The organism is Acinetobacter higginsii (genome assembly GCF_000369845.1).
GTDB classification, from domain to species: Bacteria; Pseudomonadota; Gammaproteobacteria; order Pseudomonadales; family Moraxellaceae; genus Acinetobacter; species Acinetobacter higginsii.
This window is the reverse complement of the sequence record NZ_KB850223.1, coordinates 507640-524279: the sequence shown is the minus strand read 5'-3', so window position 1 is coordinate 524279 and position 16640 is coordinate 507640. Positions and strand designations below refer to the sequence as shown.

7 protein-coding genes are annotated in these 16640 nt (G+C 40.9%); 4 read left to right on the top strand and 3 right to left on the bottom strand.

The annotated features are described in order from the left end of the window. Positions 1-166 precede the first annotated feature (166 nt). The gene (locus tag F885_RS00410; RefSeq protein WP_005322975.1) at positions 167-868 is read left to right on the top strand and encodes a VIT1/CCC1 transporter family protein; all 702 of its coding nucleotides are present in this window, start codon (positions 167-169) and stop codon (positions 866-868) included. Positions 869-986: 118 nt separating this feature from the next. Beyond that, the gene (locus F885_RS00415; RefSeq protein WP_005322973.1) at positions 987-2030 is read left to right on the top strand and encodes an NAD(P)H-dependent flavin oxidoreductase; all 1044 of its coding nucleotides are present in this window, start codon (positions 987-989) and stop codon (positions 2028-2030) included. Between the two features lie 64 nt (positions 2031-2094). On the opposite strand, the gene F885_RS20375 is transcribed toward F885_RS00415, so the two are convergent. Together F885_RS20375 and F885_RS00420 are read right to left on the bottom strand one after the other, a co-directional pair. Next, positions 2095-10536: an ESPR-type extended signal peptide-containing protein gene (locus F885_RS20375; RefSeq protein ID WP_005322971.1), complete on the bottom strand. Its 8442-nt coding sequence runs from the start codon at positions 10534-10536 to the stop codon at positions 2095-2097. Positions 10537-10739: 203 nt separating this feature from the next. Continuing rightward, a complete protein-coding gene (locus F885_RS00420; RefSeq protein ID WP_005322969.1) occupies positions 10740-11603 on the bottom strand; it encodes an ETX/MTX2 family pore-forming toxin in 864 nt (287 codons plus the stop codon). Positions 11604-11901: 298 nt separating this feature from the next. Here F885_RS00420 and F885_RS00425 point away from each other — a divergent pair, with 298 nt between their 5' ends. Continuing rightward, entirely contained in the window at positions 11902-12585 is a 684-nt protein-coding gene (locus F885_RS00425) for a response regulator transcription factor (protein WP_017402398.1), read from the top strand. 113 nt (positions 12586-12698) lie between these two features. Beyond that, positions 12699-14450, top strand: a complete 1752-nt coding sequence (locus tag F885_RS00430; RefSeq protein WP_032859881.1) for a sensor histidine kinase — start codon at positions 12699-12701, stop codon at positions 14448-14450. 49 nt (positions 14451-14499) lie between these two features. On the opposite strand, the gene ppk1 is transcribed toward F885_RS00430, so the two are convergent. After that, positions 14500-16578, bottom strand: coding sequence for a polyphosphate kinase 1 (gene ppk1, locus F885_RS00435; RefSeq protein WP_005202248.1), 2079 nt, complete (start codon positions 16576-16578; stop codon positions 14500-14502). Between the last annotated feature and the right edge of the window lie 62 nt (positions 16579-16640).

Below are 16640 nucleotides of genomic sequence, written 5' to 3'. Positions count from 1 at the left end.
AGTGTTAAATTATTCACATATTATAACCAAATCATGGTTATGCTATCGTTAAAATAAGTTATTTTATAATAGATTAAGTTTATGAATCATCAATAGAATTTTACAAATATTCGCTACATTCACTTTTATAAATAATGAAATTCACTCAATCTAAAAGAGCAAGATTATGTCCTATTCCCAACATGCAGAACCGCATGTGATACAACGTTCTGGCTGGCTGAGAGCCGCTGTTTTAGGTGCCAATGATGGCATTATTTCCGTCACCAGTTTAATTATGGGTATGGCTGCGAGCGGCGCAAGTTCTCATACCTTATTGATTACCTGTATCGCAGGACTGATTTCTGGTGCTACCTCAATGGCAGCTGGCGAATACATTTCGGTCAAATCTCAAGAAGACATTGAAAAATCTGATCTGCGATTTGAGGCTAGAGAACTAGAAAAAAACCCACATGCTGAATTAAAAGAACTGACTCAGATTTATATTTCACGGGGTTTGAATCCTGAGCTTGCCCACGAGGTTGCCAAGCAACTGACTGAACACGATGCTCTCGGTGCACATGCACGAGATGAAATTGGGATTCATGAAAATACTGCTGCCAACCCAGTTCAAGCGGCTTTGTCCTCAGCAGCGTCTTTCTCTTGTGGTGCGGCCCTCCCCATGCTCGCGATTTTACTCAGTCCAAGCACGTGGGTCGCACGCTCAGTCCTCATCACAGGTGTTATTTCATTGGCCTTATTAGGTGCTTTATCCAGTTACTTCGCCCGTACCTCTATGTTAAAAGGCAGTATACGTATTACGTTATGGGGCATCTTGGCAATGGCATTTTCTAGTTGGGTCGGCTCTCTGTTTAATGTCACACCTATATAGAAAGCTAATTTTTTAATATAAAAATAACCTCTATATTCAACAAGTAAATAGCGATTATTATTTGCAAGCCTTTTTGTTTTTACGTTAAGGTGGTTAAAAATGGAATGAGTAAAGCATCATGTCAATTTTACAATTATTAGAAATAAAACATCCGATTTTACTAGCACCGATGGCAGGTGTTTCGACTCCAGAACTTGCCGCAGAAGTTTCTAATCAAGGTGCATTAGGTTCCTTAGGTCTTGGTGCAAATACGCCAGAAGCAGCTAAAGCCCAGATTTTAAAAACTCAAGCGTTAACAGATCAGCCCTTTCAGGTGAATTTCTTTTGTCATCAATCAGAACCTTTGAATCCTGAAACTGCACAACATTGGATTGATTATCTTCGTCCTCAATTTGAGAAGTTTAAAGCAGAACCACCCACACACCTGAATTGTATTTATCCCAGCTTTTTAGACAATGATGACTATCTACATGTAGTACTTGAAACTAGCCCCAAAGCGGTGAGTTTTCATTTTGGGATTCCACACCCCCATCAAATTCAAGCACTAAAAGATGCCGGGATTATCACGATGGTCTCTGCAACCAATTTGCTTGAAGCCCAAGCGATTGAGGCTGCTGGCATCGATATCATTATCGCACAAGGAATTGAGGCAGGAGGTCATCGTGGTATTTTCAATCAACAGTTTGATGCAGCCATCAAGACGTCTGATTTAGTATCCTTGATCACTCAACATTGTACGATCCCCGTGATTGCCGCAGGTGGGATTATGAATGGCGAACAAGCTAGAACTATGCTGAAACTAGGAGCTGCTGCGGTGCAATTAGGTACAGCATTTGTACAATGTAAAAGTTCAAGCGCAAATGCAGCCTATCGTAAAGCTCTATTTAGCCAGAACATTACTCAAATCAGTGCCAGTCTGTCTGGCCGACCTGCACGGGGCTTACTCGGGACTTGGCATACACAGATTGATTCACCCAATCGCCCCAAAGTCCCTGCTTATCCATATACCTATGATTTAGCTAAACAGTTAATGAGTGTTGCTGGCGGACAGCATGATTTTAGTTATGGTGCCTTTTGGGCAGGCAGCAATGTTGGACAAATCAGAGAATTGGAAGCAGCTGATCTGATCAATCAACTGGTCTTAGAAATGAAAACCAACTAAGCCTGTAAATAGAGAAAACCCACTCAAAATGAATGGGTTTTCCTTTAAGACTGCTTAAATTATTTTACCAACCAAAGCCAACACCGACACCTCCAGAGCTCTCTTCTTTGGTGAATGCACCGCCGATAGTAAGTGAGGTGTTTTCGTTAATTATGCGTTGATAACCAATCGAAACGGCCTGTTCCTGTCCCTGAAAACCAGCCCCAACACCCACTCGATTTAGCCCTTTCACACTGGAAGCACTGCTTGCCATATTCATCATTGCAGCAGTCATAGCACCTTGACGATTGAAACGTTCATCCACTTTTTGGAAACGTTGTTCCGTCTCTACTCTATAATCTTGGAATGCACTATTTAGGGCATTGACCCGTTCATTGGTATAGCTATTGGCTGATTTTTCTGATGCTTTTAATTGTTGGTAATTTACAGCATCTGTGTCTTCTGTTGCATTTGCAACATGAATTACCTGACGTTCTTTACCTTTAGCTCCCACTGAAACCGTATTGTCACGATTTGACTCCGAATCATTACCTAATACAACGGCATTTTTTGCCTCAGTATTCACATTATTACCTAACACAAAGGTTTTATCGCCTTTAATGGTATTGTCATTACCAACAGCATAACTCGCATTCCCAGATACAGTATTAGGGTCACCAAAAGCCCCAGAACCATTGCCTGAAACTTGATTGCCAACACCTACAGCAGTTGAACGATTACCTGTTACGACAGTATTGGCTCCTATTGCAACCGAGTTGTCGCCTGTCGCCGAAGCAGCTTGAGCATCCTTCATGCCATTCACTTGAATATACTGATTACTGGCTGTTAATTGAGTTTGTACATCTGCAATTTTACTATCGGTATATCCATTTGCTGTCTGAACCGCGGCTGTTGTTTGCTGGTCGGTATAGTCTTTCGCTCCATGCAAAGATGCAGCTGCTTTTTGATCTGTATAGCTTTTTGCATCATTCAGTACAGATGTAGTTTGCTGATCTGTATAGGCTTTACCATCAGCTGCTTTTTGGTCAGCATAGGTTTTGGCACTATTTAGAGCCGATACTGTTTGCTGATCTGTATAAGCTTTACCATCAGCCACTTTTTGATCAGCATAGATTTTTGCATCATTTAAGGTTGTAGTGGTCTGCTGATCGGTATAATTTTTTGCATTATTCAATGCTGTGGTAGTTTGTTGGTCTGTATAATTTTTTGCATCATTTAAGTTAGATACAGCTTGTTGCTCTGTATGTGTTTTTAAATCTGATACCGAGGTTTTAATTGTACCTAACTGTTGATCAACGGCGACAAAGGCATCACTCACGGTATTTTTCACTTGCCCTTGAATGCTAAAAGTTGGCGCTGTGAATACACCATTACTCCATAATGCACTGCCTCCCAATGTCTGGATAAATGCAGTATTGGTTGTGTCAACACGCGTATTTAAACTTGTCACTTCATTGCCAATTCGCGTATTTAAAGTGCTAACCTCATTTGTTATACGACCATCTACTGTATGTAGTTGTCTACCTGTCACAGCATCCGTTGATGTAGCTGATAAAGTTGCATCTTTCAGATTGGTAATTTTCGTCCCAGATGTGCCTTGCAAAGTAACTGTATCTTTAGCAGCACTGTCATAAATCACTGCGCTTGCAGAAACATTACCTAAGCCATTTTGTAAGGCTGCGATATCATTGGTATTGGTTGTGACTCGACCATCAATACTAGCAACTGTTGTATCTACACCATCAATACGCGTATTTAGAGTACCAACTTCAGTTGTAACTCGACTATCCAATGTACTGACTGCTGTAGCATTTTTTCCAATCACCGTCGTATTTTGACCAATCTTACTATCTAGAGCCGCGACTTCTGTACCAATTCGAGTATCCACACCATCAATACGGGTATTTATCGTATTGGTATTGGTAATTATTTTGCCATCTAAACCCGAAACCTCATAACCAATCCGAGTGTTTAATGTATCAACTTCATTTGTTATACGACCATCTACTGTATGTAATTGCTTACCTGTAACAGCATCCGTTGATGTAGCTGATAAAGTTGCATCTTTCAGATTGGTAATTTTCGTCCCAGATGTGCCTTGCAAAGTAACCGTATCTTTAGCGGTACTGTCATAAATCACTGCACTTGCAGAAACATTGCCTAAACCATTTTGTAATGCTGCGATATCATTGGTATTGATTGTGACTCGACCATCTAGAGCACTAATGGCTGAGGCATTTTGACCAATGGCTGTTGTATTGGCTGTGATTTTACCATCTAAAGTCGCAACTTCCGTACCAATGCGAGTATCTACTCCATCAATACGTGTGTTGATGGTATTCGCACTGGTTGTAATCTTTCCATCCAGAATCACGGCTTGTTGATCTGTATAACCTTTCGACGTGGTTAAGGTCGTCGTTGCTTGTTGATCAGCATAAGATTTGGCATCGGTTAATGTATTGGACAAACCCGCGGTTAATGCTGTATTTAGATTCCCCACTTCTGTTGTCACGCGCCCATCTAAAGTGCTAATAGATGTTGTATTGGCTATGATTTTACTGTCTAAAGCCGCAACTTCCGTACCAATGCGAGTATCTACTCCATCAATACGAGTGTTGATGGTATTCGCACTGGTTGTAATCTTTCCGTCTAGAATCACAGCTTGTTGGTCTGTATAACCTTTCGATGTTATTAAGGTCGTCGTCGCTTGCTGATCAGCATAAGATTTAGCATCGGTTAACGTATTGGACAAACCTGTGGTTAATGCTGCATTTAGATTCCCTGCTTCCGTTGTAACTCTTCCATCCAATGCTGTAATGCTATTATTAGTTGCATGTAACTGTTTCCCCGTCACAGCCTCTTTAGAATTTGCATCTAAAGTTGCATCTTTCAGATTGGTAATTTTCGTCCCAGATGTGCCTTGCAAAGTAACAGTATCTTTAGCTGCACTGTCATAAATCACTGCACTTGCAGAAACATGACCTAAACCATTTTGTAAGGCAGCGATATCATTAGTATTGACTGTTACACGTCCATCAATCCCTGCAATTGTGGTATCCACGCCATCAATACGGGTATTTAAAGTTCCCACTTCATTGGTCACACGAGTATTTAATGTACTGACTTCATTGGTTACTCGGGTATTTAATGTACCAACTTCCGTTGTGACACGACCATCAAGTGTCGCAATATCATTAGTATTGGTGCTAACACGTCCGTCAATCCCTGCAATTGTGGTATCTACTCCATCAATACGAGTATTTAAAGTTCCCACGTCATTGCCAATACGCGTATTTAATGTACCTACTTCGGTTGTAACTCTTCCATCCAATGCTGTAATGCTATTATTAGTTGCATGCAATTGTTTACCCGTCACAGCATCTTTAGAGTTTGCGTCTAAAGTTGCATCTTTCAGATTGGTAATTTTCGTCCCAGATGCACCTTGCAAAGTAACAGTATCTTTAGCTGCACTGTCATAAATCACTGCACTTGCAGCAACATTACCTAAACCATTTTGTAAGGCAGCGATATCATTGGTATTGACGGTTACTCGCCCATCAATACCCGCAACAGTCATGTCAATGCCATCAATTCGGGTATTCAGTGTTCCAACTTCATTAGTCACGCGAGTATTTAAAGTACCTACTTCGGTGGTCAATCGACTATCAACACCTGCAATCGTGGTATCCACTCCATCAATACGGGTATTCAGCGTTCCAACTTCATTGGTCACTCGAGTATTTAATGTACCTACTTCGGTTGTGACACGACCATCAAGTGTCGCGATATCATTAGTATTTGTGCTAACGCGTCCATCTATTCCTGCAATCGTTGTATCCACCCCATCAATACGGGTATTCAGTGTTCCAACTTCATTACCTATTCGAGTATTTAACGTCCCGACTTCGGTTGTCACACGACTATCGAGTGTCGCGATATCATTGCTATTGATGCTAACACGTCCATCTATTCCTGCAATTGTGGTATCCACTCCATCAATACGAGTATTCAGCGTTCCGACTTCATTGATCACTCGAGTATTTAATGCACCTACTTCGGTTGTGACACGCCCATCGAGTGTCACGATATCATTACTATTGCTGGTAACACGTCCGTCAATCCCTGCAATTGTGGTATCCACTCCATCAATACGAGTATTCAGCGTTCCGACTTCATTGGTCATTCGGGTATTTAAAGTACCGACTTCGGTTGTCACACGACCATCAAGTGTCGCGATATCATTAGTATTGGCTGTTACTCGTCCATCTATTCCTGCAATCGTTGTATCCACTCCATCAATACGAGTATTCAGCGTTCCGACTTCATTGGTCATTCGAGTATTTAAAGTACCGACTTCGGTTGTCACACGGCCACCAAGTGTCGCAATATCATTAGTATTGACTGTTACTCGTCCATCAATCCCTGCAATTGTGGTATCCACTCCATCAATTCGGGTATTCAGTGTCCCCACTTCATTGGTATTGGTGCTAACGCGTCCATCAATCCCTGCAATTGTGGTATCCACTCCATCAATACGAGTATTCAGTGTTCCCACTTCATTGGTCATTCGGGTATTTAAAGTACCGACTTCGGTGGTGACACGATCGTCTAGGTTTGTCACATTATTATTTGTCGCATGTAGCTGTTTTCCAGTCACTGCATCCGTTGAACTACTATCTAAAGTCGCATCCTTTAGGTTCGTAATTTGGGTACCTGTTGCACCAGCGAGCGTAATTTTTTCTTTGTTGCTGCCCGTATCATAAAAAACAGCATCTGCGACCGTAGCTGTAAGAAGTTGCTTATTGACCGCATCATAATCATTTTGCGCATCTGCTACATTGGTGATACGTTTTTCTGCCCCAGCTTTACCTACAGAGATGGTATTGGCTTCATCAGCAATTGAGCCAGCGCCTAGAGCAACACTATTATCTGCATAAGCTTTACTTTCAGCACCAATTGCTGCCGCTTTATCTCCAAATGCAGTAGATCGAGATCCCGCTGCCAATGCTTGTTCACCAACTGCGATTGCACCACCTTTTTCAACCGCCTGCATCAAGGCATTCATTTCCTCTATCGTGAATGCTCTACCACCTAAAGTCACTGGATGTGTAGGATTACTAGGGTCAAAGGCAAAATCTAAACCATCAATTTTACCTGTCATCGTGGATGAATCCATCTCAATCACTCGACCACTCAAAACAGTTAAAGCTTGAGTAGGATCAAAACTTGATTGATCTTCCAAGGCACCACCCATCACCGAGCTACCATTACCTAAAGCTGCTCCGCCAACACCTGTTGCGCTACTACTTTTGCCAGTCACGCTGTTGTAACTACCAACAGCACTACTTGATTGACCTTTTACCAAGTTATTAGAACCTATGGCGCTGCTCTTAAATCCTAAAGCTTGGTTTGCATTCCCGACCGCATTACTCCCTATTCCGCTTGCTAGGTTATCCGTACCTAAGGCAGCACTCTCCATTGCTTGTGCTTTATTTTCATGACCTAAAGCACTGCTATCCAAACCAGATGCTTCATTTTTATAGCCCAGAGCGCTACTTCGTACCCCCATTGCCGAGTTTTGCAAACCAATAGCTGAACTGTCTACACCTTGCGCGATATTAAAATATCCGACCGCATTACTATTGATACCCAGTGCCTTATTACTTGTACCCACTGCAGTACTATTTTGGTGTGCTGCCTGATTATCAAAGCCTAAGGCATTTGAAAAAATACCCGTTGACTCATTGTCATATCCAATACTGGTACTGTTTACGCCTGATGCCTTATTTGCCTGACCGATTGCCGTACTGGCAATTCCTGTTGCTGTGTTGTTATGCCCCACCGCTGTAGCAATATCTCCAGCAATGTTTCTGACACCTACAGCGGTACTGTGTGTTCCTACCGCAATATTCTGATTACCAACAGCAGTACTGTTTGTACCAAAGGCAACGGACCCGCCCTGATCAATCGAATTAAGGAAGTTTTGTACTTCTTGCTGACTCACCGCTAAGCCATTAATATGCGTAATTGATGCGGTTGAAAAATCCGATGCAGTGACTGGAATACCATTAATCGCTGTAAGCTTAGTTCCATCATTGCTATAGAACGCATAGGTGAAACCTGTTGCGGCACCAATTGCAGTTGATCCTGTTTGTTGGCTTAAGTTATTGCTACCAACAGCAACACTACGCACACCATTTGCAGTATTTTGATATCCAAGCGCATTACTGCCAAAACCCGTTGCAGTATTTTGACGACCCAATGCATTACTGCTTGATGCTGATGCAACATTATAAGAACCGAAAGCATTACTATCCACGCCAGAGGAAGTATTGGCATGCCCAACGGCACTACTATAGCCACCAGAGGCAATATTGGTTCGACCTAATGCATTACTGGTAGAACCTATTGCCTTATTATTGGAACCTATAGCATTACTGTTCACATCCAAAGCAATATTTTCATTACCGATTGCATTACTTGCCGCACCAATTGCAGCATTACTACCATAACGCAGCGAATTTACATAAGCTGATTTCTGTTCTTCACTCAATACCATCCCATTAACAGAAGTCAGTTTTGTTGGGTTATCTCGTAAATCAGCCCAACTTGTTGCTGTACTGACCACAGTTATGCCATCAATAGCATCCACAGTTCCTGCTGTTACAACAACACCAGGAGGAGTTCGGCCTGCTGGACTCGTTGCGCTGCCAATTGCTGTTGAGGATTGCCCCACACTGGTATTCAAATAACCAAGCGCACTACTGTTTGCTCCCCTCGCCGTATTACCATAACCAACAGCGGTCGAGTTAGTACCTAAAGTTATCCCACCAACACCAAGGACACTGCTATTCTCTGCTAATGCTAAATTTCCTCCCCATTGCAATCGCTCTAAAAAGGCTTGTCGTTGCGTATCATTAACAACAGTACCATTCACATGCGTAATCGTTGCTGTTGTATTACCTGTCGCCGTCACAGGAATTCCATTGATTCCTGTAATTATGCCAAGCCCATTTGTTGTTATCTGTGTAGGTCGTAATGAAGAAATATTCGAACCAACGGCAACACTTGATTTATTCTGACTATAATTATTAACCCCAATCGAAGTTCCATAATCATTGACCGCAACATTATCATGACCTATTGCACTACCGCCATGCATCAATGCGGTATTGTTATAACCAATTGCGACACTCGCATTCCCTCTCGCTTCGTTTGAATAACCTATCGCTGTACTCGAAGCACTCGTGACGATATTGGCAACACCAAGCGCACTACTATTTGTACCTACAGCAATATTACCTCCATTTTTCACTGCCTTAATAAAAGCAGCCACTTTATCAGGTGCAGCAGCTTTGGTCGTGGTTATACCGTTTATGGTAAATGAATCAATATCATCGAGGTTGGTACTGGTCGAAGTGACTGAAATCCCTGCAACTTTGGTTAAGGTCGTACCATTATTCTCCGTTGCGTGTGTAATACCAGATGTCGATCCTAATGCTGTATCACTGCTGTTATGGGCATAGTTATCCGATACTCCAATAGCCGAAAACAGGCTTTGCACCTGCCCTAGATTAACAGCATCAGTTCCTTTACTTGCTGCAGCGACATTAGTAATTCGCTTTTCTGCACCACTACGCCCCACTGATACTGTATTGGCTTCATTAGCTAGAGAATTATTACCGATAGCAGTTGCACCATCAGCTATAGCTTGGCTATTGGTACCAAAAACACTACTATTCAATTTGGTCGCATTATTATTAAAGCCTACTGCTGCACTAGACTCTCCCAGAGTGAAGTTTTTTACACCTACTGCACTGCTAAATCGACCTGCAGCTATATTTCCACCAATTTCCAAATTTATAAAAAAACGATCCCTTTCAGCAGCACTAACAGCCTGACCGTTAATATGTGTGATCGTCGATCTAGATGCCCCTGTAGCTGTTACAGCAATATCATTTACACTCACCAATACACCATTTTGTATATTATCTACGAGTGATCGAAAATGTTGAGGATTTAAACCATTCGTTGCTGTTCCAATTGCAGTAGAACCTGGTCCAACACTTGAGTTTAAAAATCCTACTGAGACAGCTCCCTCAGATGAAGAAACAGTATTGTTGCTCCCCAGAGCAGAATTATAGCCTGCGCCACTTACAAAGTTTTCCAATCCAATAGCGTTGGAAGCCACAGATGAGCTCGATATCGTATTATTTATACCACACGCAAAGGCACCAGAACCTGTCGCCGTACTACCTCCTGTTGCACCACTGCCATTTACATCACAGACCTCGGCCCAAACATTACTTCCTGTCACCATAGCAATGCTTAAAACTAGCGTTTGCAGACCAAATCCCCGAGATATCATCGTATCCGTTGTAACAGTATCCGAAATGCTTACCGCCCCAATGGTATTATCTGTCTTACCAGCACTTCTGGCATTTTCAGATACAACAACCATGCTCCCCAGTGATTTATTCCAAATTTTTTTAAAAATGTGATTCATATCCGTACCTATATTTTTTAATCAATCGGTACAATTACAAAACATTACACTAAAGCCTGTATATCACTGAAAACTGGTATTTCGATGAAATCATCACAGTTTTAAAATAAGTAAGCTATTAATTTAAATCATCTTAATAATATTTTTATAATTCTAAAATGCAAAAAATGCCCACATCTGTGAGCATTTTAAAAACTATCAAATTAAGCTAGCTCAACAAGCTCTACAAAGTTTTCTTCTTTTTCTATTAATTTCTCAACATTCCCCAAATTAACGAGATCAGTAATATCCGAAATAATAATTTTAAAATCGAATTGCTGAGAATTATCCATCATTCCTTTATCTTCGATACCACGTACGGTAAACCTTTCACTATCATTTCCAGCTAATTTTTTTGCATTAATTTGTTGAAAGGCATGTCCAATAGAAGAGATCCAATGATAATGGTTATCCACCCGACTTTCGAACCAAGTCCCTGTTGTACCCTTAAAAGCAATTAAAGCAGTGAATGGTATTAATAATCGCTGTTTAGTACAAACCAAAGAAGCTCTGTAGATCTTTCCTGCGGGTACAATGCATTTAATTGTTTGCTTGATGGTTTGAGAGCTGGATTCCGTTGTAGACTCTGTTTTTGAAGTCGCATACTGGTATTCAAAATTCACTTTTATCGTCTCTTCTACATCTACAAAAACAATTCCAGCTTTTGCTTTTACTTCATACCCAAGACCAAACTTGATTGTATGGCTCTTTGTTGTCGTATGGGTTTTTGCCAAAGTACAAGTATCCGATAACTCGGTTGAAAACTCAGTGCCAATATTACTTTTAGAATTGTCAAAATCGCTATGGATAATCGTAACCTGACTTTTTTCAAGTTTTGCCTGATCTTGATGAAAAATAATTTCAACATCATCCGCATCACTCACATCCCCATATAATCCACCATCATTTTGTGCCCCCTTTTCATACCACTTACCATTGGCTGGATCTTTATTGGTATTTAATTCTTTTTTCCAAAAATCTGTTAATATCGAACGTAAATATAATTTATCTAGATGTTTAACTGACATGGTTTTTCTCCATTTATTCAAATAAGTTTTATTGAAACCATATAAGATCACATTAGAATAAATTCAAATATCACTGAAAACTGGTATTTTAAAAACAACTCTTGATTAGATTTATTTAATAGTCATATAAAATTCAAATAATAGTTAAAATAAAATATATGATCTAAAAATAAGTAATAGAAAAGAAAGAGGCCTGAAAAAAATATTGTAGACATAGACCTTACAATACCTAATTTCAGTGATAGTCAAAAAATCAAATCCCCCCTATGATGACAACTGAAAAAAATAATGGTTAAGGATGATTTTTGTGTCTCAGAATGAACTCACTTTACCCGTGCCCGTATTTATTCTGGAAGATGATGCAATCATGCAACAGCGGCTAAAAAGAATCTTACTGGACATTGGTTATACACAAGAGGCTCTCATTTTTGCGCAAAGCCTCTATCAAGCGAAAGAGATACTTAAACAAAGCCCAATTTCATTTGCACTGGTTGATCTCGGATTACCCGATGGCAATGGCATTGATTTTATCGAAAGCCTAAGACAGCTCGATGAAAGCTCGCCCGTTCTGGTTATTTCGGCTTGGAGCACTCAGGAAACAATTTTAAAAGCAATCCAAATGGGTGCAACAGGCTATCTGTTAAAAGAACGAGATGATTTTGAAATTACCTTATCAATTCGGAGTATATTAAGAGGTGGTGCGCCAATAGACCCGTTTATAGCCCAACAGATTCTGTCAAAAATTTCATTTGAACCGACAACAAAAGATATTGTAGCCGTAGAACAAAATCATTTACTTTCAGCGCGAGAATTTGAAATTTTAAAACTGGTTTCTCAAGGAATGAGTAATCGAGAAATCGCTGATTTTCTTCATTTATCAAAATATACAATCGAATGTCATATCAAACATATTTATCGAAAGCTTTCAGTAGGCAGTCGCTCCAAAGCCATCAATACAGCACGTTCATTAGGTCTTTTATAAAGTACCTCATACTGTGCTGGTCGCTTTGCTTAGCACAAGTAGTGCTGGCGAGCTCATTGCCATCTATTGCAAATAGCCACTCAAGCTGTACAGCTCAAATCACCTCAATACAGATTGCAAAAGTAAACCAAGAAAGTCAGACACAACGTCCTCAAGCTGGCTGGCAAACGATAACTTTGCCTGATCATTGGCATCAACGCTGGCCTGACTATACTGGCAGTGCGTGGTATAAAATTGCTTGGGACTATCATTGTCCACCGCATCAATACGAACCGATTACCTTAGTGATTAATAGTATTAACATGGCAGGAGAGATTTATCTAAATGATGAGCGCCTATGGCAAGATAAATCGCTAGTGGAACCACTTTCTCGTAGTTGGAATATGCCACGCTATTGGGATTTACTGCCCTCTACATTAAAACAAGGCTCAAATACTTTATGGATTCGGGTCGTTGGGGTTGCAACCCAAGATCCAGGCTTGGGACATGTCATTTTAGCAACACCAGAAATCGCAATTCCTCAATATGAAACCTTCATATATGAACAACGCGTTTTAAACTTTTTTAATCTTTCCTTCTCACTGATCTTGGGCCTGATTGCTTTTCTGGTCTGGCTCTTTCGTCGACAGGAAAAAGCTTTTGGTTGGTTTGCTCTAACCTCCTTCTGCTGGGTGATCATTATGAGCAACATTGCCATCATCAATCCCCCTTTTGGCTTAAATACCTTACAAATTGCACGCATCAATATCGTCATGATTTTTATGCATGCAATTTGTGGTTGTTTATATGCATGGCGTTTTGCGCATCAACGTTTTCCCCATATCGAAAGAACCTTTTTGATTGGCTTTATTGTTGTAGCTCTATCCGCCATTTTACTCCCAGATACAGCCTTAACATGGTTTTTACTACTCACCTTTATTTGCGCTGTTGTTATTAATATCGCCAACTGTATTTCGTTCCCTTTTATTGCTTATAAAGTAAGACAAATCGAAGCCTATTTATTGGCGAGTGTTTTTATTTTCTTCTTATTTATTGTACTACATGACGCGTATCTGATTCTTAGCAAGTCTTCAACCAGAGCTGCTGCTGTTGCTTATACAGCGCCTTTAATGACCTTATTTATTGCGATTATTCTTGCTTTAAGGCTTGCCAAAAATGTGAAGAAAATTGAAAAATTTAATCAAACCTTGGCACAGAATATTATTGAAGCAAGGGATGAATTGGCTGTTTCACTGAACACCCAACATCAACTTGAATTAGAAAATGCAAAGCTACAAGAACGTTTACAACTTGCACATGATTTACATGATGGCTTAGGCGGTTCTCTGGTTCGTTCCATGGTGACTGTCGATCAAAGCCATGTAAATCTGAGCAATCAACAATTTTTATCCATGTTAAAGTTATTACGAGATGACTTGCGTCAGGTGATTGATAGTGGCTCAAGTACTGGGGCGAAAGTACCAGATACGCCTTTGCTCTGGGGAGCTCCATTGCGTTATCGCTTTAGTCAGTTATTTGATGAACTTGATATTGCATCAAAGTGGTCTTTTCCCGAGTCTTGGCAGGTCCAGCCGAGTCCGCTCATTTGTTTGACCTTACTGCGAGTCGCAGAAGAAGCTTTAACCAATATTTTAAAACATAGCCAAGCAAATTCAGTGCACTTTAGCTTATCTTTTTCAAATGATGCAAAATTAATTTTAGAAATTGAGGACAACGGAATTGGATTTAATGTTGAAGCGGTCCAAACTGCGGGAATGAGTGTCGGCCTGAGAAGTATGCAAACGCGTTTAGAACGTTTGGGAGGAACTTTAGTTATTTACTCCAAGGTTGGGAAAACCACAATAAAAGCGTCTCTCCCGATTTAATTTAAATATGTTCCAACAAGTACTATGCCTTGTTGGAACACTCAGGCATTTATTTAATTGCGTCCAATAAAGTATGCTGTGCATTGTGTGGCTCTTCACCTTCCACAGGTCGTGCACGATCCCATACACCATCACCCTGTAACAACCATGCTTGCTGATTATCTTTGAGATAATTCAATAAACCGAGTTGATAGATACGCTTCTTCAAGGCTGGATCTTCAATCGGGAAACAAGCTTCAACACGGTTGAACAAGTTACGATCCATCCAGTCTGCACTTGAACCATAAATACGTGGGTTACCATTATTGCTGAAATAGTAAACACGGGTATGTTCCAAGAAACGACCTACAATCGAACGAACACGAATGTTTTCAGATAGATTTGGCAGGCCTGGACGTAAGCAGCAAATTGAGCGAATGATCAGGTCAACCTGTACACCTGCTTGCGATGCTTCATACAATTTATTAATCAATTGAACTTCAGTTAAAGCATTCACTTTAATAATAATTTGCGCTGGTTTTCCTTCTTTGGCATTGGCAATTTCATCATCAATATAATTAATGAGTTGCGCATGTAAAGTAAATGGCGCATGCAGTAGCTTTTTCGGCTTCGCCATTTTACCCATACCGGTTAATTCTTGGAAAATACGGTGCACGTCTTCACACAAGTCTTTGTCAGTGGTCATCAAACCATAGTCGGTATAGATACGTGCATTGGTAGCATGGTAGTTACCCGTTCCCAAATGTACATAACGCACTAATTTATTATTTTCACGACGCACGACCAGAATCATTTTGGCATGGGTTTTATAACCTACGATGCCATATACCACCACAGCACCCGCTTCTTGCAGGACGTTGGCCACTTCAATATTGGATTCTTCATCAAAACGGGCACGCAGTTCGATCACCGCTGTGACTTCTTTACCATTTCGCGCTGCTTCGGCAAGCACTTGCACGATTTCTGAATCAGCACCACTACGATAGAGCGTTTGTTTAATTGCCAGCACTTGTGGATCGCGCGCAGCTTCACGCAATAATTGAATCACAGGCGCAAATGATTCAAACGGATGGTGCAATAAAATGTCCTGCTTCTGCATGGCAGCAAAAATACTTTCCGACTTTTTAAATGCTTTTGGAATGACTGGTGTATGTGAGTCATAACGTAAATGCGGGCGCTTAAAGTTCGACAATAAACGCGCCAAATTCACTGGTCCATCAACACGATAGAGCTGTTCTTCGTTTAGATCAAACTCATCCAGTAAATATTCATAAATATGCTTTGGACAGTTATGTGTCACTTCCAAACGAACTGCTCGACCAAAACGGCGTGAACTTAATTCACCTTTGAGCGCTTTGGCTAGATCTTCTACATCTTCATTCAAGGCTAAATCGGCATTCCGCGTGACACGGAATTGATAACAACCGGTTGCCGTCATGCCTGGGAATAAATCAGACACGTGCTCGTGAATGATTGCAGACAACATCACATGATGTTCTTTGCCGTCGGTGAGTTCATCTGGTAAACGTACCACACGCGGCAAGGAACGTGGTGCGGGTACAACGGCAAGATCGATCTGACGGCCAAACGCATCTTTCCCTTCCAAAGTCACAATGAAGTTTAAGCTTTTGTTGACTAAGCGTGGGAATGGATGCGCAGGATCAAGACTAATTGGAGTCAGTACAGGGGCAACTTGCTCTTGGAAATACTTTTTAATCCATGCTGATTGGGCTGGCGTTAATTCACCACGGCGTAAGAAGCAAATATCTTCTTCACGCAGTTTCGGCAAAATTTGTTCGTTTAGAATACGGTATTGACGCTCAATCGCAGCATGCGTGGTTTTTGAAATTTGATCTAAAACTTGTTTAGGTGTCAAGCCATCTGGCGTGCGACTTTCATTGCCTAAAGTCAGTTGCTCCATCACTCCCGCAACGCGAATTTCAAAAAATTCGTCTAAATTGCGTGAAAAAATCAGCAGGAAGTTCATCCGTTCTAAAAGGGGGTGAAGTGGGTCGACAGCCTGTTCAAGTACACGAAGGTGAAAATCGAGAATCGAAATTTCACGATTAATATAACGATCGTTGTAACTGTATTCTATGGGTGCTGTTGTCGTCACTGCAGTATTCATACCGAACCTTGTCGCATTATCATTCATCAAGTGATGTTTTAAGTATGCTGCAAAATTATGTC